At 71.3% G+C, this 19,874-nt stretch carries 19 protein-coding genes; 8 read left to right on the top strand and 11 right to left on the bottom strand.

The features are described from left to right. Positions 1-330 precede the first annotated feature (330 nt). From ACFW2Y_RS17035 to ACFW2Y_RS17015, 5 genes are all read left to right on the top strand, one after another. Complete coding sequence (locus ACFW2Y_RS17035; RefSeq protein WP_384879201.1) at positions 331-495, top strand: hypothetical protein; 165 nt, start codon at positions 331-333, stop codon at positions 493-495. 9 nt (positions 496-504) lie between these two features. Next, positions 505-798 (top strand): Dabb family protein, encoded by a 294-nt coding sequence (locus ACFW2Y_RS17030; RefSeq protein WP_384879198.1) that lies wholly within the window; start codon positions 505-507, stop codon positions 796-798. A gap of 211 nt (positions 799-1,009) precedes the next feature. Then, positions 1,010-1,858: an RNA polymerase sigma factor SigF gene (locus ACFW2Y_RS17025; RefSeq protein WP_384879195.1), complete on the top strand. Its 849-nt coding sequence runs from the start codon at positions 1,010-1,012 to the stop codon at positions 1,856-1,858. 235 nt (positions 1,859-2,093) lie between these two features. Beyond that, complete coding sequence (locus ACFW2Y_RS17020; protein ID WP_384879192.1) at positions 2,094-3,008, top strand: RNA polymerase sigma factor SigF; 915 nt, start codon at positions 2,094-2,096, stop codon at positions 3,006-3,008. 50 nt (positions 3,009-3,058) lie between these two features. After that, positions 3,059-3,874 (top strand): hypothetical protein, encoded by an 816-nt coding sequence (locus ACFW2Y_RS17015; protein ID WP_384879189.1) that lies wholly within the window; start codon positions 3,059-3,061, stop codon positions 3,872-3,874. A gap of 138 nt (positions 3,875-4,012) precedes the next feature. Here ACFW2Y_RS17015 and ACFW2Y_RS17010 read toward each other — a convergent pair whose 3' ends face one another. Continuing rightward, positions 4,013-4,246: a hypothetical protein gene (locus ACFW2Y_RS17010; RefSeq protein WP_384879186.1), complete on the bottom strand. Its 234-nt coding sequence runs from the start codon at positions 4,244-4,246 to the stop codon at positions 4,013-4,015. Between the two features lie 158 nt (positions 4,247-4,404). On the opposite strand from ACFW2Y_RS17010, the gene ACFW2Y_RS17005 reads away from it, so the two are divergent. Next, a complete protein-coding gene (locus ACFW2Y_RS17005; protein WP_384879183.1) occupies positions 4,405-4,848 on the top strand; it encodes a MarR family winged helix-turn-helix transcriptional regulator in 444 nt (147 codons plus the stop codon). A gap of 15 nt (positions 4,849-4,863) precedes the next feature. Next, positions 4,864-6,492 carry an MDR family MFS transporter gene (locus ACFW2Y_RS17000; RefSeq protein WP_384879180.1) on the top strand — a complete coding sequence of 543 codons (1,629 nt, stop codon included), beginning with the start codon at positions 4,864-4,866 and terminating at the stop codon, positions 6,490-6,492. Between the two features lie 80 nt (positions 6,493-6,572). Here the strand turns inward: ACFW2Y_RS17000 and ACFW2Y_RS16995 are convergent, their stop codons facing one another. From ACFW2Y_RS16995 to ACFW2Y_RS16950, 10 genes are all read right to left on the bottom strand, one after another. Next, positions 6,573-7,352, bottom strand: coding sequence for a TetR/AcrR family transcriptional regulator (locus ACFW2Y_RS16995; protein ID WP_384879177.1), 780 nt, complete (start codon positions 7,350-7,352; stop codon positions 6,573-6,575). 35 nt (positions 7,353-7,387) lie between these two features. Next, on the bottom strand, positions 7,388-8,914 hold the full coding sequence (locus ACFW2Y_RS16990) for an MFS transporter (RefSeq protein WP_384879174.1): 1,527 nt from the start codon (positions 8,912-8,914) through the stop codon (positions 7,388-7,390). 75 nt (positions 8,915-8,989) lie between these two features. Continuing rightward, positions 8,990-11,224 (bottom strand): ArnT family glycosyltransferase, encoded by a 2,235-nt coding sequence (locus ACFW2Y_RS16985; protein ID WP_384879171.1) that lies wholly within the window; start codon positions 11,222-11,224, stop codon positions 8,990-8,992. Then, positions 11,221-12,513: a glycosyltransferase gene (locus ACFW2Y_RS16980; protein WP_384879168.1), complete on the bottom strand. Its 1,293-nt coding sequence runs from the start codon at positions 12,511-12,513 to the stop codon at positions 11,221-11,223. The genes ACFW2Y_RS16985 and ACFW2Y_RS16980 overlap by 4 nt, the downstream gene beginning before the upstream one ends. A gap of 199 nt (positions 12,514-12,712) precedes the next feature. Continuing rightward, the gene (locus ACFW2Y_RS16975; RefSeq protein WP_384879165.1) at positions 12,713-14,167 is read right to left on the bottom strand and encodes a sensor histidine kinase; all 1,455 of its coding nucleotides are present in this window, start codon (positions 14,165-14,167) and stop codon (positions 12,713-12,715) included. A 50-nt stretch (positions 14,168-14,217) separates the two neighbouring features. Then, complete coding sequence (locus ACFW2Y_RS16970; RefSeq protein WP_384879162.1) at positions 14,218-14,961, bottom strand: response regulator transcription factor; 744 nt, start codon at positions 14,959-14,961, stop codon at positions 14,218-14,220. A gap of 212 nt (positions 14,962-15,173) precedes the next feature. Next, positions 15,174-16,073 carry an amidohydrolase family protein gene (locus ACFW2Y_RS16965; protein WP_384879207.1) on the bottom strand — a complete coding sequence of 300 codons (900 nt, stop codon included), beginning with the start codon at positions 16,071-16,073 and terminating at the stop codon, positions 15,174-15,176. A gap of 231 nt (positions 16,074-16,304) precedes the next feature. After that, entirely contained in the window at positions 16,305-17,171 is an 867-nt protein-coding gene (locus tag ACFW2Y_RS16960; protein WP_384879159.1) for a DUF2797 domain-containing protein, read from the bottom strand. Between the two features lie 196 nt (positions 17,172-17,367). Then, a complete protein-coding gene (locus tag ACFW2Y_RS16955) occupies positions 17,368-18,186 on the bottom strand; it encodes a BRO family protein (RefSeq protein WP_384879156.1) in 819 nt (272 codons plus the stop codon). A gap of 151 nt (positions 18,187-18,337) precedes the next feature. Further along, complete coding sequence (locus tag ACFW2Y_RS16950) at positions 18,338-18,703, bottom strand: PH domain-containing protein (protein ID WP_384879204.1); 366 nt, start codon at positions 18,701-18,703, stop codon at positions 18,338-18,340. A gap of 146 nt (positions 18,704-18,849) precedes the next feature. Between ACFW2Y_RS16950 and sigJ the strand changes: the two genes are divergently transcribed. Then, positions 18,850-19,797 (top strand): RNA polymerase sigma factor SigJ, encoded by a 948-nt coding sequence (sigJ, locus tag ACFW2Y_RS16945; protein ID WP_384879153.1) that lies wholly within the window; start codon positions 18,850-18,852, stop codon positions 19,795-19,797. Positions 19,798-19,874: the final 77 nt, after the last annotated feature.

The following is a 19,874-nucleotide window of genomic DNA, read 5'->3' as shown; positions in this document are numbered from 1 at the left end:
GCCCCGGTCCGCGCTCGGGGCGCGGCCGGGGCCTCCTCCGTGGGACGGGGGGAGCGGCATCGGGGGGACAAACCGCTCCCCCCGATGAGAACCGGACCTACCGGTCCACGCCGCAGTCAGGGGGAAAGTGCGCGGCGCGGACCCCGCAGTGCGGGCCGGTTCCAGGAGCCCGGTGGATTCCTGCCAGATCCGCTGGGCTCGACATCCATACTGCGGGCCCGTCACCCTTCTGGGGGGCGGCGAAAGGCCCCGATCGACGGGCCCTTGGTCCATAAAGGCTCGGTTAGAGTGGCGCGGTCGTACGGCGGGGGAACCGGGGAGGGCTGGGCAGTGGCGCAAGCGAAGAAGATCGCGCTGTACGCGGTCGTGGTCTTTGTGCTGTACACGATCATCAACTCCCCCGCCCGGGCCGCCGATCTGGTGCAGGTAGGGTTCGAGGGCATTTCCAGCGCCGCCCAGGGTGTCGGCGAGTTCATGACCGAACTCATCAACTAGGAGCCCTCCGTGATCCGCCATCTCGTCCTCTTCAAGCTCAATGACGGCGTCTCGCGCGACGAGCCGCGCGTGGTCGCCGGTGCCGAGGCGTTCCGTGCCCTCGGCGGGCAGATCCCGGAGCTGAAGTTCTGGGAGTGCGACTGGAACATCACCGACCGGCCGATCGCGTACGACTTCGCGATCAACTCGGCCGTGGAGGACACCGACGCGCTCCAGCGCTACCTGGACCACCCCGCGCACCAGGCGGGCGTCGCCCAGTGGCGCGAGTTCTCCACCTGGGTGATCGCGGACTACGCCTTCTAGGACTTTCACGCGTGAGGCCCCCCGCCGCTCCGGTGGGGGGCCTCACGGGCTTCTGGCCTCCACTTTTTCGACCATCATGCCCTCAACACGTCACTATGCGGTGCTTGCACACAGTGGACATGTCTTGTGATGCTATGACCGCTTTTGACGGATGAGTTGACCGTAGTTGACCCGGTCGACCAGCAAGACCAGGCGAAGGGGTGGCGTGAACGTGCCGGCCAGTACAGCACCTCAGGTCCCGCCCCAGCACGAGGCGGGCGGGGCCGTGGACGCCCCTCGCGCCCGCCCGCAGAGCAGCCGGGGCGCCGACACCCGGGCCCTCACCCAAGTCCTCTTCGGCCAACTCAAGGACCTCGAACCGGGAAGCCCCGAGCACCACCGGGTGCGCGGGGCGCTCATCGAGGCGAACCTGCCGCTGGTGCGGTACGCGGCGGCCCGCTTCCGCTCCCGCAACGAGCCCATGGAGGACGTCGTCCAGGTCGGAACCATCGGCCTGATCAATGCCATCGACCGCTTCGACCCGGAGCGGGGCGTGCAGTTCCCGACCTTCGCCATGCCGACGGTCGTGGGCGAGATCAAGCGGTACTTCCGCGACAACGTCCGGACCGTGCACGTGCCGCGCCGGCTGCACGAACTCTGGGTCCAGGTGAACGGCGCCACCGAGGACCTCACGACCGCCCACGGCCGCTCCCCCACGACCGCCGAGATCGCCGAGCGGCTGCGGATCGGCGAGGACGAGGTGCTCGCCTGCATCGAGGCCGGGCGCTCGTACCACGCCACCTCCCTGGAGGCCGCTCAGGAGGGCGACGGGCTGCCCGGGCTGCTCGACCGGCTCGGCTACGAAGACCCCGCCCTGGCCGGGGTCGAGCACCGCGACCTCGTGCGGCACCTGCTGGTGCAGCTTCCCGAGCGCGAGCAACGGATCCTGATGCTGCGCTACTACAGCAACTTGACCCAGTCTCAGATCAGTCAGGAGCTCGGCGTCTCACAGATGCACGTGTCAAGGCTCCTCGCCCGCAGTTTCGCACGCCTGAGATCCGCAAATAGGATCGAAGCGTAACCAGAACGGGTAGACCCCTTCGGAGCAGTCCTACGGCGCCTCAGATCCCGTACACCCCTTGCTTCCTGCAGATATGCGCTTCCTCTGTGTCGACAAGTCGCTACAGCGTGTTGCCGACATGTGACATTCTGCTGGAACCGAGTTTGCCGCAGCCCCACCGCCGGTATTCAGGTGGAGGCTGCGTTCCTCAGACGGGCGCGGCCACCGCGACCGTCCGCGACCTCAAGGGGGTGGCATGTCCACAGAACTGGGCAGCTCGAAGGTGCTCACGCTCACGCCCGTTCCCGTGCCCACGCAGACGACGGCGTCGACCGCGACCGATACCGCGGAGACCGACGGGACCGCCCCTCCGCCGATGGTCGTCACGTCCGGATCGCTCGACACCCGCACTCTGTCCCGCTCGTTGTTCCTGCGACTGCGCGCGCTCGACGCCGAGGGTGCCGCCGCCGACAGTCCCGAGCGCACCTACGTCCGCGACACCCTCATCGAACTCAACCTCCCCCTCGTGCGGTACGCGGCGGCCCGCTTCCGCTCCCGCAACGAGCCCATGGAGGACATCGTCCAGGTCGGAACCATCGGCCTGATCAAGGCGATTGACCGCTTCGACTGCGAACGCGGCGTGGAATTCCCGACGTTCGCGATGCCGACGGTGGTCGGCGAGATCAAGCGCTTCTTCCGCGACACCTCGTGGTCGGTGCGCGTCCCGCGCCGACTGCAGGAGCTGCGGCTCGCCCTCACGAAGGCCAGCGACGAGCTCGCCCAGCGGCTCGACCGCTCGCCCACCGTTCCCGAACTCGCCGCCGCACTGGGGGTGTCGGAGGAGGACGTGGTCGACGGACTGGCCGTCGGCAATGCGTACACCGCCTCCTCCCTGGACTCGCCCTCGCCCGAGGACGACGGCGGCGAGGGATCGCTCGCGGACCGCCTCGGCTACGAGGACTCGGCGCTCGAAGGGGTCGAGTACCGCGAGTCCCTCAAGCCGCTCCTCGCCAAACTGCCGCCCAGGGAACGGCAGATCATCATGCTCCGCTTCTTCGCCAACATGACGCAGTCACAGATCGGCGAAGAGGTGGGCATCTCCCAGATGCACGTCTCACGACTGCTCACCCGCACCCTCGCCCAGCTGCGCGAGGGCCTGATCTCCGACTGACTTCCTCGAAAACCCATCTGGCTGACGATCCGTCAGTCAGACTGGGTCGCATGAGGCGAAAGAAGCCGGGACTGGTGGCGGTGGCGCTCTGCCTCGGCGGGGCGCTGACCGCGTGCGGCGGTGGCGGGGACGGCGAGGGGTACGCGGCCGTGGGCGCAGCCCATCCCCCCAAGGGCGCGGCCGGCCCGTCGGGCGCGGTCGTCCTGGTCCCCCTGGAGAGCCCCACGGCGCCCGCCCTCACCTCCAGCACCTCCTTCCCGTCACCCGCGCCTCCAGGGGCGTCACCGTCGACGGACGGTGCAGCTCCGGTCCCTTCCGGGACCTCCACGCCCCGGGTGTCCTCCCGCACGGACCCGGGCGCGGAATCCGGTGCGGGTACCGCCACCGGCAGCGGCCCGACGGCGGCGCCCGGGAGCCCCGGCCGCGGGACCGGGAGCACGGCTCCGAGCACCGGCGGCGGCACCCCTTCCCGTGCCCCGTCCCGCACTCCCTCCGTCACGCCCGGGCCCACGCCCCCCGGCACGCCCACGCCGTCACCCACGCCGACGACCGCGCCCGGGCCCGCCGTGCTCACCGTCTCCTCCCCCGTCCTCGCCGACGGTGACCGGCGGTGGTGCGAGCGGGTCACCGTGACCTTCCGCAACACCGGTGGGTCCACGGCCACTTCGGGAACGGTCACCTTCGCCACGCACGTCATCGGCGCCCTCGGGACCGATTGGGCGACCGTCACCACCCAGCAGCCGCTACCGGCGCCGATCGCGGCCGGGGCCGCGCGCACCCACACCTACACGGTGTGCGTGGACTCCTGGCGCGTGCCGCTCGGAATGCGGGTGGAGACCCGCAAGGTCACCGTCGCCTGGCAGTGAGCGCCCCCTCATCGGCGCGTACGGGGGCGGATGCGGGGGTGAGGGGCCGGTGCCCTTGCCCCCCGCGGGCCGGAGAAAAGGGGCGGGCCGGCTCCGCGGGGTGCGGAGCCGGCCCGTCGGCCTCGGGATGCGGAGCGGTCAGCCCAGCGCCAGCCAGGCGACGGCCGCCAGGACGACGACCACCGCGACGACGCCTGCGATCAGGCCGACGCGCGGGCCGCTCTTCGCGGCTGCGACCTGCGACTCCTGTCGCTGCCGGGTGCCTTCGTCGACGAAGGCGCGGAACATCTGGGTACTGCCGGCCGGGTCGTAGTCCTCGGGCCCCTGGGGGCTCTGGCCCTGGCCGTACGGTGCTTGGGGGTTGTGTGCCATGGCCCGGACCCTAGCGAAAGCGGGGCGCGGCCCCCAACCCCCCGGTCGCCCCGCTCTCCTTTGCCGATTCTTTAGCGCCGTTTGACCGATTTAGTTTGCCTGGAGCAACCAACCATCTCTATGGTTGCCCTAAGCAACAAGATGAGCGGGGGTGCCCGATGGAGACGCGGAGCCGGTACGAGGACCTCGCCCGTTCGGTGAGCGCGATCGGAGCCGTGAAGCGCGGCCTCGCCCGCGCACTGCCCGTCGAATGCCAGGGCGGCCCGGCGGCCGTGCTCGCCCTGGTCAAGCACCACGGCGACATGCGCATGAGCCGGCTCGCCGAGCACATGGCGGTCGACCTGTCCGTGTGCAGCCGCCACGTGGCCCACACCGTGGAGCACGGCTGGATCGAGCGGCTGCCCGACCCGGACGACAAGCGCTCCCGCATCCTGCGGCTCACGGAGTCAGGCCACGCGATGCTCGGCGAACTCGACCGCCGAGTGACCGAAGCCTTCTCCCGTCACCTCGCGGAGTGGTCCGACGACGACGTCGAACTCCTCACCCACCTGCTCGCCCGCCTCCGCGACTCCTTCGGGGACTGTCGGGCCCACCACGCTTGAGAACAAAGGAAGTCCATGGCTACGACCACGCCCGACACCGGTGTGCGGGACGGCCTCGCCGACGGCGGAGGCGGCGACACCGCTCCGATGACCCACCGGCAGATCATGGAGGCGCTGTCCGGGCTGCTGCTCGGCATGTTCGTCGCCATCCTGTCCTCGACGATCGTTTCCAACGCCCTCCCCCAGATCATCACCGACCTCGGCGGCGGGCAGTCCGCCTACACCTGGGTGGTGACCGCCGCCCTCCTGGCGATGACCGCGACCACCCCGCTCTGGGGCAAGCTCGCCGACCTCGTCTCCAAGAAGCTGCTCGTCCAGATAGCCCTGATCGTCTACGTCGCCGGCTCGGTCGTCGCCGGCCTCTCGCAGAGCACCGGCATGCTCATCGCCTGCCGGGTCGTCCAGGGCATCGGCGTCGGCGGTCTGACCGCCCTCTCCCAGATCATCCTGGCCGCGATGATCTCCCCCCGCGAGCGGGGCCGCTACAGCGGCTACCTCGGCGCGACCTTCGCCGTCGCCACCGTCGGCGGCCCGCTGCTCGGCGGCGTCATCACCGACACCGACTGGCTCGGCTGGCGCTGGTGCTTCTACGTCGGCGTGCCCTTCGCGATCATCGCGCTGATCGTCCTGCAGAAGACCCTGAAGCTCCCCGTGGTGAAGCGCCGGGTCAAGGTCGACTGGGCCGGCGCCTTCTTCATCAGCGCCGCCGTCTCCCTGCTGCTCATCTGGGTCACCTTCGCGGGCGACAAGTACGACTGGATGTCCTGGCAGACGGCCGTCATGGTCATCGGCGCGGTGCTGCTCGGCGCGGTCTTCGTGCTCGTCGAGTCGAAGGCGAGCGAGCCGATCATCCCGCTCCGGCTGTTCCGCAACCGGACCATCTCCCTGGCCTCGCTCGCCTCGCTCTTCGTGGGCGTCGCGATGTTCGCCGGCACGGTCTTCTTCAGCCAGTACTTCCAGCTGGCCCGGAACGAGTCGCCGACCATGTCCGGCGTCCTCACCATCCCGATGATCGCGGGCCTCTTCGTCTCCTCCACGGTCTCCGGCCTCATCATCACCAAGACCGGCAGGTGGAAGGCGTGGCTGGTCACCGGTGGCGCCCTCGCCGCCGGCGGCCTCGGTCTGCTCGGCACGATCCGCTACGACACGGAGTACTGGCACATCGCGCTCTTCATGGCGGTCCTCGGCCTCGGCCTCGGCATGATGATGCAGAACCTGGTGCTCTGCACCCAGAACCAGGTGGCCCCCGCCGACCTCGGCGCCGCCTCCTCCGTCGTCACCTTCTTCCGCTCGCTGGGCGGCGCGGTCGGCGTCTCGGCGCTCGGGGCGGTCATGGCCCACCGGGTCACGACCTACGTCCAGGAGGGCCTGACCGAGCTCGGTCCGAAGGCCGCGGGCGCCCTCGGCGGTGGTGGCGCCGGCGGCGGCATCCCCGACATGGACAAGCTGCCGGCCCCGATCCGCACGGTCATGGAGGACGCGTACGGGCACGGCGTCGCCGACGTCTTCCTCTACTCGGCGCCGTTCGCGCTGCTCGCCTTCGTGGTGACGCTCTTCATCAAGGAGGTCGCGCTGAAGTCCAACGCGGCGAAGGCCGCCGAAGGAGAGCCGGCCTCGGTGGAGGCGGCGACGGCGGGCGAGTGAGAAGCTCCCGGTCGCGCTTCGAGCGGAGGCGCGACCGGGTCGGGAACGGAGCGGCGGGCAGGGGACGGCCCGCCGCTCCGTCACGTCTGCCGCTCCGCGGCCTCGCGCGCCACCATGACCTCGATGCCGGCGACGAGGACGTCCAGGGCGTAGGAGAAGTCGCGGTCCCAGACGACGCTGAGGCTGCCGTGCGAGGTCCGCTCGTCGAGGACCTCCCGCAGGCCCTCGATCCGCTCCCCGAAGCCCGGCTCGTCCCGGAACGCCTTCACCGAGTCCACGTAGAACTCGTCCTGTGACATCCCGGCCTCCGCGGCACGCCGGCCGAACCGGGACTCCAACGTCCCGTAGCCGTAGACGAACTGGAACACCGCCGACATCGCGCTCGGCCGCCGTTCCAGGGAGAGGCCGGTCTCCCTGATCGTGTCGTGGATCTTGTGTCCGACGGCGATCGCCTGCGGACCGATGTTGAGGTACTGACCGGCGCTCGGCGACATCCACGCGTGGCGGACCAGCATCCTCCGGTACTCCAGGGCCAACACCCGGATCCGGGCCCGCCAGTCCTCGGCGGCGTCGACCGCCGCGAGGTCGATCTCCCCGTAGACGCTGTCCATGGCGTACTCGAGGATGTCGTCCTTGGTGTCCACGTACCAGTACAAGGACATCGCGGTGACCCCCAGCTCGGCGGCGAGCTTGCGCATCGACAGCTTGCCCAGGCCCTCCTCGTCGAGGATCCGGATCGAAGCGGCGACGATCCGGTCCCGGTCGAGCCCGGCCGGACCACCGCCGCTGCGGGCGGCCCGGTTCTCCAGCCAGACGCTGGAACGCGCCGGGTCCTTGGCCCGATCGGCTGCCTTGACCATCGCGTTCCTCCGTCTGTCAGCGGTTCGTCACCATGCTAGGCAGCGACCGGCCGCTCGGGGCCCCTCGCCTTCTCCCTGCGCTCGGCCCGTCGGAGCAGGACCGCCGCGAGCAAGCCACCGGCGAAGACGGCGAGCGCACCGACCGCCTGACTGGTGCGGAGCCCGGAGGCGAAGGCCTCGGAGATCTCCGCCCGCTCCGCCGCTCCCCCGGCCGCTGCGAGGGCCGCCGGCAAGGAAGTCGCGGTGACGGCGACGAGGGCGGCGAAGCGGGCGTTGAGCACGGCCCCGAGGACGGCGACGCCCAGGCCGTTGCCGAACTCGGCCAGGGTGCCGTTGATCCCGGCACCCACGCCCGCCTTCTCCGGCGGGATCGCGCTCATGAGCGCACTGGCCATCGCGGGATTGGAGACGGCGATGCCGCCGCCCATCAGGACCAGGCCGAGCAGCACGCCCCCGTAACCGCCGTCCGTGCCGCCGCCGAGCAGTGCGATCGAGGCGAGCCCCGCGGCGACGAGGGGCATGCCGAGGGCCACGGTGCGCGGGACGCCCAGTCCGATGACGACCTTCGGTCCGATGCCGCTCAGGTTGAGGGCGACGACCGTCAGGGCGAGCGGCGCCATCCGGAGACCGGCTTCGAGCGGCCCGTAGCCGAGGACGAACTGCAGGTGCTGGGTGAGCAGGAAGAGCGAGCCGCCCATGCCGAAGACGACCAGGATCGAACCGCTGACGGCGCCGACGAACTTCTGGTTGCGGAAGAAGCGCATGTCGAGCATGGGGTGGGGGGTGTGCAGCTCCCAGCGGGCGAAGGCGCCGAGGCCGAGCAGTCCGACGGCCGCCGGGAGCAGGACCCGGAGGGAGAGCCAGCCGTGTTCGGGGCCGGTGATGATCGCGTACACCAGGGCGGTCATGCCGAGGGTGGAGAGCAGCGCACCGAGCAGGTCGGGGCGCTCGCCCCGGCTGCTCTTGGACTCCGGCACGAGCCTGAGGACGGCGACGAGGGCGACGACCGCGACCGGAATGTTGATGAGGAAGATCATTCCCCACCAGAAGTGGTCGAGGATCACCCCACCGATCAGCGGCCCGCTGGCGAAGCCCAGCGAGGCGACCGTGGACCAGAGCGCAATGGCCCTGACCCGCTCGGAGTCGTCGAAGATCTGCATGACGACGGCGAGGGTCGTGGTTATCAGGAGTGCGCCGCCGACTCCCATCCCCGCACGGGCGGCGATCAACTGGGTCGTGGAGGCGGCGAGGCCGGCGGCGAGCGAGCCGAGGCCGAAGAGCGCGAGGCCGACGGCGAGGAGCTTCTTGCGGCCGTAGCGGTCGGCGGCGTTGCCCGCGCTGAGCAGCAGGCCCGACTGGACCAGCGAGTACGCGTTGATCATCCACTGGATGTCGGTGGTGGACGCGTGGAGCTCGGAGGTCAGCGAGGGGATGGCGACGCCGAGGACGGTGTTGTCGAGCAGCACGGTGAGTTGGGCGAGGCAGATGACGCCGAGGATCAGCCAGCGCTGCGGGTGGCTGCGAGTGGCGGTCGGGGCGGTCGCTGTGGTCGGCGCCGTCACGGCAGACCTCCTTGTACGGCGTACGGGACCAGGTCTCGTACACCGTACAAGAATCTCTCGTACGCCGTATGGGAATTACTTCCGGGACGTCAGGTCATAGAAGGTGGAGCTGCCGAAGGTGACCTCTTCGAAGGTCTCCGAGACCCAGGTGGAGATCTCCGAGTTGCCGCCGCGACCGCCGCCGACTCCCCCTCCGCCACCGATGAAGTAGTGGATCTTCCCCTCGGCGACGTACTGCTTGAACTGGTCGAGCGTCGGAGACGGGTCGCTGCCGTTGAACCCGCCGATCGCCATCACGGGCTTCTCGGTGGCCAACTGGTAGCTGGCGGCGTTCTGCGCGCCGACCGTGGCCGCGACCCAGGTGTAGTCGTCGGCGTCCGCGAGGAGGGCGCTCTCCGCCTCCTCGTCGACACGGGCTCCGTTGAGCAGCCCGCCCATGCCGCCCCCTCCGGGACCGGCGCCCCGCGCCGCACCCTGCCGCAGTCCCTGCCGCATGCCCGGGGGAAGGCCCTGGGGCGGATTGCCACCGGGCACACCGCGTCCCTGGCCCTGACCACCGGGCAGCTGACCGCCCGGAAGCTGACCCCCCTGACCACCGGGCAACTGGCCCTGGCCGCCCGGAAGCTGACCGCCCTGGCCGCCGGGCAGCTGACCGCCCTGGCCGCCCTGGCCCTGGCCGCCCGGGGGCATCATCCCGGCGCCGCCGAAGGGCCGACCGGCCCCCGGGCCCCGACCCCCTTGGGCGCCGCCCGCCGGACCCGCCGTCACGATCGAGCCCTGGTGGGCGGTGTTCACCGTTTCCACGGTGTACGCGAAGGGAGCCGCGAGCCCCGCCACCAGGCCGAGTCCCGCGAACCCGAGCCCCCACCGCCGGTCGATCCGACCCACGAGCAGCAGGCCGAGAGCGGCAACGGCGCCCGCCACCAGAACCACCCACCGCAGCCACGGCAGCCAGTCCGGCGTACGGCCGAGCAGCGTCCAGGCCCACCAGGCCGTCACCGCCACCGTCACCGCGAGCACCACCGGGGCCAGCCGGTGCGTCCGCTCCTCCCACAACACGGCCGCACCCATGCCGATCAGCGCCGCCAGGTACGGGGCCAGGGCCACCGTGTAGTACTCGTGGAAGATGCCGGCCATGAAGCTGAACACGGCGAGCGTCATGAGCAGCGCGCCGCCCCACACCAGGAACGCGGAGCGCGCCGTGTCGGTCCGCGGCGCCCTCCAGGTGATGACGAGCCCCGCGACCAGCAGGATCAGCGCGGCCGGCAGCAGCCAGGAGATCTGACCGCCCACCGCGTCGCCGAACATCCGGCCGATGCCGGTCTCTCCCCAGCCACCACCGGGACCGCCTCCGCCGCGAGCGGGCAGGTCCATGCCGGCCGGCAGGTTCTCGGCCACCCCACCGGGACCGCCGCGCCCCCCGCCACCGACGCTCCCGACCTCGTTGCCGTTGATGCGGCCGAGTCCGTTGTAGCCGAAGGTCAGCTCCAAGAAGCTGTTGTTCTGCGAGCCCCCGACGTACGGACGGGAAGACTCCGGCCACAGCTCGACCAGGGCCACCCACCATCCCGCCGAGACCACCATCGCGAGCCCGCCCAGGGAAAGCCGGCCGAGCCGCCGGCCCGGACCGCCGGGCGCACACACCGCGTACACGAGCGCGAGCGGCGGAAGGATCAGGAAGGCCTGCAGGGTCTTCGCCAGGAAGGCGAACCCGAAGGCCACCCCCGCCCACACCAGCCACCGTGCGCTGCCCCGCTCCTGCTCCAGGGCACGCAGCACGCAGTACACGGCGACCGTCATCAGCAGCGCGAGCAGGGCGTCCGGGTTGTTGAAGCGGAACATCAGCGCGGCGACCGGCGTCAGCGCGAGGACCGCGCCGGCGATCAGCCCCGCGCCCGCGCCGAAGCGGCGGCGCACGGCCGCGTAGAGCACGGCGACCGTGCCCACGCCCATCAGGACCTCGGGCAGGAGGATCTGCCAGGACCCCAGTCCGAAGAGACGGACGGAGAGGGCCATCGGCCAGAGCGCGGCCGGCGGCTTGTCGACGGTGATGGCATTGGCAGCGTCGAGGGAGCCGAAGAAGAAGGCCTTCCAGCTCTCGCTGCCCGCCTGCACGGCGGCCGAGTAGAAGGAGTTGGCGTAGCCGGAGGCGCTCAGGTTCCACAGGTAGAGCAGTCCGGTGGCGACGAGCAGGCCCAGGAAGGCGGGCCGCACCCAGGTGGCGTCCTCGGTGCGCCCGCGCCACAGTCGGGCGAACCGACCGCTTCCGGGTCCGGCGTGGGCCGGGGGCGTGGTGGGCGAGGTGGTCATCGTTCGTCGTTCCTTGAGGTCGGCCGCTCGGGGAAGACCCAGAGTCGGAAGAGGAGGAAGCGCAGGACGGTCGCGGCGAGGTTGGCGACGATCAGGACGGCGAGCTCGGTCGAATGCGCCGGATCACCGGTGGCCGCGCCGAGGGCGGCGAGCGAACCACTGGTCAGGGCGAGCCCGATGGCGAAGACCACGAGCCCCTGCGCCTGGTGGCGGACGGCCCGGTCCCGGCCGCGCACGCCGAAGGTGAGCCGCCGGTTCGCCGCCGTGTTGGCGATCGCGGAGAGCAACAGGGCCGATGCATTGGCGAGTTGCGGCCCCAGGCCGAGCCGGAAGGCCGAGTACAGCGCGAGGTAGAAGAGCGTGGACAGGGCTCCGACCGCACAGAAGCCGACGAGTTGGCGGGCCAGCCCGCCCGGCACCCCGCTCAGCTCGCGGTCCCGGGGGTCGTCCCCAAAGGGCCGGGCGAGTCGGTCGAGCGGCAGCGAACCGGTCGCGAGGGCCCGCCCCACCCGCCAGACGCCCTTCAGGTCGTCCGTGGCGGTCCGCACGATATGCACGGTCGAGTCGGGATCGTCGACCCAGTCGACCGGCACCTCGTGGATGCGCAGCCCGGCCCGCTCGGCGAGGACCAGCATCTCGGTGTCGAAGAACCAGCCGGTGTCCTCCACCATCGGCAGGAGCCGCTCGGCGACCTCACGCCGTATCGCCTTGAAGCCGCACTGGGCGTCGGAGAACCGGGCGGCGAGCGAGGAACGCAGGATCAGGTTGTACGCACGCGAGATGAACTCCCGCTTCGGCCCCCGCACCACCCGCGAGGAGCGGGAGAGCCGGGAGCCGATCGCCAGGTCCGAATGACCGGAGATCAGGGGGGCGACCAAGGGGAGCAGCGCGTTGAGATCGGTGGACAGGTCCACGTCCATGTAGGCCAGGACGGGGGCGTCCGAGGCCGACCACACCGTCCGCAGCGCCCGGCCGCGCCCCTTCTGCTCCAGCCGCACGGAGCGCACTTCGGGCACTTCGGCGGCGAGGGCCTCGGCAACGGCGGGGGTGGTGTCGGTGGAGGCGTTGTCGGCGACCGTGATGCGGAAGCCGTACGGAAAGGTCCTGAGGAGGTGCTCGTGGAGCCGGCGCACGCACGGCTCCAGGTCCTTCTCCTCGTTGTAGACGGGAATCACCACGTCCAGGACGGGCCGTCCGGCGACGTCCACCGGCAGGTGCTCCCGGGCGGGAAGGGCATCGGGCCTTCCGGAGGCCGTGGACGCGGGCCCCGCGATCATTGGAGTTCGCATGCCCTCGACACTCGCCGGGGCCGCTGTCACGGCTGTGTGATGAGGCTGTGCCCCGCCTGTGAGTCCCGCCGCGGGGCACTGCCGGTGGGTTCCGCCCGTGAACCCCGGCGGGTGGCCCCGGGGCGGGATCGCACGGTCAGCCGCACGGGCACACCCGTGGCCGGGCGGTCGTGCGCGCTCCCGTCGGCCGGCGCTCCGGTCAGCCCCGGGCCATGGGCAGCCGGACGGTGAACACCGTGCGTCCCGGGGCGCTTTCGACGTCCACCTCCCCGCCGTGGGCGAGCACGACCGCCCGGACGATGGCGAGGCCGAGGCCGGTGGAACCGGCGTTCCGGGAGCGGGAGGCGTCGCCGCGTGCGAAGCGCTCGAAGACGGCGGGCAGCAGCTCGGGCGGGATGCCCGGACCGTCGTCCTCCACCTCGACGACCGCCGTCGAACCCTCCGTGCGCACCCGCGCGGTGACCTTGGTGCCGGGCGGGGTGTGGGTGCGGGCGTTGGCGAGGAGGTTGACCAGGACCTGTTGGAGCCGAGCACCGTCGGCGGGTACGACCGGTCCGTCCGCGGGCAGTTCGAGGAGCCAATGGTGGTCGGGGCCGGCGACCCGGGCATCACTGACGGCGTCCACGACGAGCGGGACCACCTCCGTGGCCCCGTACGAAAGGGGACGACCGGCATCGAGCCGGGCGAGGAGCAGCAGGTCCTCGACCAGTCCCGTCATCCGGGTCGCCTCGGACTCGATCCGGCCGAGCGCGTGCCGGGTGTCGGGGCCGCACTCCTCGCGACCGCGCCGGGTGAGCTCCGCATAGCCGCGGATCGAGGCGAGCGGGGTGCGGAGTTCATGGCTGGCGTCCGCGACGAACTGTCGGACCCGGGTCTCGCTCTGCTGACGTGCGTCCAGTGCCGAGTGGACGTGGTCGAGCATCCGGTTGAGGGCCGCACCGACCTGGCCGACCTCGGTGCGCGGGTCGGCCTCCGCCTCCGGAACCCGCTGGTGGAGCGCCACCTCCCCGCTGTGCAGCGGAAGCCCGGTGACCTGGCGGGCGGTGGCGGCGACCCGTCGGAGCGGACGCAGGGCGACTCCCACGAGCACGGTTCCGGCGAGCGAGGCCGCGACGAGTCCGGCCCCGGTGAGGCTGAGTTCGACGAGGACGAGGGTCGAGAGGGCGTCCTCCACCTCGGTGAGCGGAATGCCGATGAGGAATTCGCCGTGGACGCCGACGGTGGACTCGACCCGGTAGGAGCCGAGCCCACCGGGCATGTCCACGGTGTGCGGGCGACCGTCGTGGGGGACTGCGGCGAGGGCGGAGCGCTGTGCCCCGTCGAGCTCGGCGATCCGGACGTTCCGCTCGTACGGACCGCTGTCCACGGCCTCCGTCGAATGTCCGGCCGCCGTCAACTCGCCGGCCACGAGGACCGCGCCGAGGGTTCCTATCGGGGTCCCGGGGCCCTGGAGGAACGACAGTGGTTCCTTCGGACGGGCCACATCGGGCGGGCGGAACGCGGAAGGTCCGGCGACCGGCGGCCCCGACACCCGGTCCGCGACGACACGGAGCTGTTCATCGGCCTGGTCGTACAGGTACGACCGGAAGGCAATGGTCGTCACCGCCCCGATCACGGTCGCGACGACCGCGATCAGCGCAACCGCCGAAACCACCAACCGCGTTCGCAGCGACCACGGCCGCCTCGCGCCTCCGAGCACGGACGCTACTCCCCCGGCTTGATGAGGTAGCCCGCCCCGCGCCGGGTGTGGATCATCGGCGAGCGGCCGGCGTCGATCTTGCGGCGCAGATAGGAGATGTAGAGCTCGACGACATTGGCCTGGCCCCCGAAGTCGTACGACCAGACCCGGTCGAGGATCTGCGCCTTGCTGAGCACCCGTCGCGGGTTGCGCATGAGGTAGCGCAGCAGCTCGAACTCGGTCGCGGTGAGGTGGATGGAGTCGCCGCCCCGGGTGACCTCGTGGCTGTCCTCGTCGAGGGTGAGGTCCCCGACGACCAGCAGCGACTCACTGCGCGTCTGCGCGGCCCCGGACCTGCGGATGAGGCCCCGCAGTCGGGCCACGACCTCCTCCAGGCTGAAGGGCTTGGTGACGTAGTCGTCGCCACCGGCGGTGAGCCCGGCGATCCGGTCCTCGACGGCGTCCCTCGCCGTCAGGAACAGCACGGGCACATCGGGCAGCTCGCGGCGGATCGAGCCGAGCAGGCTCAGCCCGTCGATGTCCGGGAGCATGACGTCAAGGATGACGGCGTCGGGCCGGAACTCGCGGGCGGAGCGCAGGGCGGAGGCCCCGTCCCCGGCGCTGCGGACCTGCCATCCCTCGTAGCGCAGGGCCATGGACAAGAGCTCGGCGAGCGAGGCCTCGTCATCGACGACGAGGACCCGGACGGCAGTTCCGTCGGCGCGGAGCATGTCGGCGTGGGTACCGGTGCGGCGTGTGGTGACGGTCATGGCACCCACGTTCTCGGCCACCGCTGAGAGGCCTCTTTTCCTTTCCTGTGAATTCCCTGAGAAAGGAACAGGGCCTCACGACAGACCGGGGACGCGGTCGAGGCCGCCCGATCCCGTCTTCGGCTGCACGGCTGCACGGCTGCACGGCTGCACGGCTGCACGGCTGCACGGCTGCACGGCTGCACGGCACAGAAGATCACGGCTTCACAAGCTCACGGTTTCACGTGAAACATCGCAGCACCGTTCTCATGGAGCACCTTCCGGAGCCAGTCCTCGCCGAGCCCGAGGCGTTCGAGGGCGTGGAGCTGGTGGGCGTACGGATACGGGATGTTCGGGAAGTCGGAGCCGAGGAGGATCCGGTCGCCGAGGGCCAGGAGTCGCTTGCGCTCCTCCTGCGGGAAGGGCGCGAGCCGCTCGCTGAAGTCGGTGAAGGCCATGGTGGTGTCGAGGTGGACGCCCTCGTACCGCTCGGCCAGGTCGAAGAAGTCCCCGTACTCGGGCATCCCCATGTGGGCGATGATCAGCCGCAACCGGGGGTGCCGGGCAAGCAACCGCCCGGTCGGCGCCGGCCCGGTGAAGCTCCCCGGGGCCGGTCCGGAACCGCAGTGGATCACGACCGGCGTACGACTGTCGGCGAGGGTGCCCCAGACGGCGTCGAGCATGCTGTCGGACGGGTCGAAGCCGCCGACCTGGAGGTGCACCTTGAAGACCCGGGCGCCGGCGTCAAGCGCCTGGCGGACATAGGCATCGACCCCCTCCTCGGGGAAGAAGGTCGCCGTGTGCAGGCAGTCGGGGGTCCGGGCGGCGAAATCGGCCGCCCAGGAGTTCAGCCAGGCGGCCATGCCGGGCTTGTGCGGATAGAGCATCGCGGTGAAGGCGACCACCCCGAACCCGCGCAGGAGGGCGAGCCGACGGTCCTCCTCCTCGCGGTAGGTGATGGGCCACTCCGTGCCGGTCAGAGCGCCTACGGCGTCGAAGTAGGCCCAGACCTTGTCCAGGACGTTCTGCGGCATGAAGTGGGTGTGCACGTCGACGAGCCCGGGAAGCCCGAGCCGCCGCACCAGCCCGGCACCGTCTTCATCGGGCCTTCCGCCCCCGCCGGTGGACCGCACGCCGTCCCGGGGAAGCCGTGCGTCGCCCCCCGCGGGCCTACCGCCGTCGCTCGCACTCACAACCGTCACTCCGCTCGACCTTGCCGATGGGGATGCTGCAGCCGCCGTACCCGCGCTTCCGCCCACGCGCCCGGAACACCGGCTGCGCGGGGCGGAGGTCCCGGTGTCCGGAAACCTCCGGAACGCAGGAGCACACGACGGTGATGACTCTACGAAGCGTGCCCCGGGCCCTCAGAAGAGGCCCTCCTGGGCTCCGGCGGCCACTCCTCCCCACGGCCTCAGCGGCACCGAGAACACCTGGTCCCCACCGGCGGCTTCGAGGATCCATCCGCCCATGAGTCGGGCATCGAGCACGAGGCAGCGCCCGTCAGGGGCGAGGAGGTGCAGATCGGGACCGGCGGCGGCGAGCAGCCGTCCGATGACGACGCCGTCACCGACGAGTTCGGTGACCACGCCGTCGAGCGGTGGCAGCCCGTCGAGGTGGAATGCTCCGGCGTGGTCACGGACGGCGAACTCCAGCGGCTCCAAGGTCTCCGCCCAGCCGTCGACCGATCGGGCCCGTCGGTACAGCTCCTCGACCTCCCGGGCCCGGTCCGCCGTCGGCGGCAGGGCGTGCCGGGCTCCCCGTTTCCGGTCGTACGGCACCCGGTCGGGCACCCCGAGGGCCTGCCGCAGGATCTCCTCGGTGCGCCGGGCGGCCATCAGCGGCCCCCGACCGAGCCAGCTGAACGCGACCGCCCCCTGCTCCAGCAGCCGGGTCGCGCCACGGGCTTCTGCGGTGATGCCCACCTTGGTCATGCCGGGCCCGAACCAGGCCAAGTAGACGCGGTAGGGCTGCGGGTCGTCGGCGAACGTGTCGGCGGCGACGGAGTGGGCCCGGTCGAGCCGTGTGCACTCCGGACAGCGGCCTCCGGTGGCCCGCCCCGGCACGGCAGCCCCCAACGGACAGGGATTCCCACGGGCCCCGGGACACCGCCGGACCCCGACGGCCCGGAAGGCGAGCTGCTGGTCGTACGCCAACGGGCTGACCTTCCCGCCCCGCCACCGCAGCCCGGGCGCCCCACCTCCCCAGCCGATCCCCCGGCACCACCACTCCACGGCCCGCACACTCCCTCAGCCTGCTTCGCCCTCCAGTCTCCGGCACGTCCGCTTCGGCCCGGAAGCCCGACGGGGCCCTCACGCCCGTGCGTCCCGGGGAGTGCACGGCCCCGACACGCGACCGGAGTCGGCTGCCCCGGACCGTGCCGCGGGCGCACACCGGACCGCCGACGGGCGGACGTCGGCGGGCGGGCGTTCACGGCAGGACGTAGACCCGGGAGCCGTCCGCGGCGGGGGCGCCCACCTCCCGTATGCAACCGCGTTCGAGGAGCATCCGCACGCAGTCCCGGACGCGCTCGGGAGGGAGACCGGTGCGGAGGGTGACCTCCTGGAGCCGGTAATGCGCCCCGCCCCTGATCAGGGCGGGGGCGAGGAAGCAGGCGACCGTCCGGACGTCCCCGGTGATGGCCCAGGACTCGACGAGCTCCTGCGGAGTGAGGGGGACGGCGGCACCGGTGCGTTGGCGGGGTACGGCGAGCCTCTCCAGGGAGTCGACGACCCCGGAGAGGCTCTGCCGGGTCTCCCGGAGCAACTCCGCACACCCGGCGTGCCCGGCGTGGGCGGCGGCCCGTTCGTCGAACCGCGCTTCGAGGCGTACGAGGACGTCGACCAGTTCCGGTGGCAGTACGTACCCGTTGTGCACCGGCGAGGGTTCGAGTCCGTACCCTCCGTATCGCTGGACCGCCGCCACGACGCCCGCCGTCCATGCCCGGAACGGCCCGGCCTCGGGTCTCCGACACGCCCCGACGAGCTGGACCAGCCCTTCCAGGTTGACCATCCGGGTCGAGCCCCGGATCCCGCGCCGGCCGCGGAACCCGACGGAGAGTTCCCGCGCGGAGGCCAGGCACTCCGCGGGCAGCGTCACGGTCCGCAGCGCCTCCCGACTCCCCTCGTAGCCCAGCCGTCTGGCCACGTCCACCAACGGGAACCAATGGGCGCCGTCCGGCGCGGTCAGCCGGCGCAGCCGGGATCCGGTGGCGACGTGCACCAGGTCATCGATGTCGATCGCGTCCATCGACCATCACCTCCGCCACGCAAGCTAGGTCGAAGGCACATTCACATGACATGCACATCAGATGGGTTCACCCAAAAGGGGAAACCCCGGGCATTTCCCGAGGACCCTCCCCTCCGTGCCCGCCGTCCGGACGGCTCGGAGCCGCTCCCGGCTACTTGGCGACGAACTGGGTGAGGATCGCCTGGACTTCGTAGATGTCGACCCCCTTGGTGAAGGTCTTCTGGATCGGAGTGGCGCTGCCCGAGATCCAGATCTTCAGCTCGGCGTCCAGATCGAAGGTGCCGGCCGTCTCGACGGCGAAGTGCGTGATGCTCCGGTACGGGATCGAGTGGTACTCGACCTTCTTGCCGGTGATGCCCTGCTTGTCGACGAGCACGAGCCGCCGGTCGGTGAAGAAGATCGTGTCCCGGATCAGCAGGTACGCGGCATGCACCTGCTCCCCCTGGCCGAGCAGCCGTGCGTAGTCCTGCTGTGCCTGCGCCGGATCGACCGTGTGTGCGTTCCCGAAGAGCGCCATGCCCCAGACCCCCATGCCCGATGCGAACAAACGATCATCCGACCCTAACGCCCGCACCGAAGCCCCCGCCACGGCACGATCCCTGCGGAAACGGCGCGCGCCCGGCGCCCTGCCACCGCGCACCCGCCCGGACTAGGATCCGAACCATGCCACTGACCGTGCAGGACGTGGACCGGTTCGAAGCCTCCCGGCCCCGTCTGGAAGCGATCGCCTACCGACTCCTCGGTTCCGCGAGCGAGGCCGAGGACGCCGTGCAGGACACCTTCCTGCGCTGGCAGGCGACCGACGTCGACCGCATCGAGGTGCCCGAGGCATGGCTGACGAAGGTGCTCACCAACCTGTGCCTCAACCAGCTCACTTCGGCCCGTGCCCGGCGCGAGACCTACGTGGGCCAGTGGCTGCCCGAACCGCTCCTCGCCGGCGATCCGATGCTCGGCCCCGCCGACACCGCCGAACAGCGCGAATCGGTCTCGTACGCGGTCCTCACCGTCATGGAACGCCTCTCCCCCAACGAACGCGCGGTGTACGTCCTCCGGGAGGCCTTCGACTACCCGCACCGGGAGATCGCCGAGATCCTGGACATCACCGAGGCAGCCAGCCAGCAGACCCACCACCGCGCCAAGAAGCACCTCGCCGACGGCAAGACCCGTACCGAAATCGACGAGGTCGCCGCCCGGCAGATCGTCGAGGAGTTCCTCGCAGCCGCCACCAGTGGCCGCACCGAGCCGCTGGTGCGACTGCTGACGGGTGACGCCGTCGCGGTCGGCGACGGCGGCGGGAAGATCCCGGCGCGCACCAGGGCGTTCGAGGGAGCCCTCGCGGTCGCGACCTTCCTGCGCGGCCTGTTCAAGCCGAGCAAGGCCAAGCGCACCCTGGCCGGCGGATCTCCCGAGATCCACGCCACGACCGCCAACGGCGTCCCCGCCGTCGTGGCGGTGCTCGACGGCCGGGTCATCGGCGTCATGTGCCTGGAGGTCACGTCCGAGGGGATCAGCGCCTGCCGCAGCCAGGTCAACCCGGACAAGCTGGAGCGCGCCACCCGACACTGGTCGGCCTCCGCACACGGAGCCCCCCTCGTGGAGGCCGCCTTCTAAGCCCCCGCCCGCCATGTGACCCGGCTCACAGCGCGCACCTGTCAGGAATCGACGGGCCGCCCGGTTCAAGGGGCGAA

The organism is Streptomyces sp. NPDC058877, assembly GCF_042742855.1.
Lineage (GTDB): Bacteria > Actinomycetota > Actinomycetes > Streptomycetales > Streptomycetaceae > Streptomyces.
This window is presented reverse-complemented; position numbering and strand designations above follow the sequence as displayed.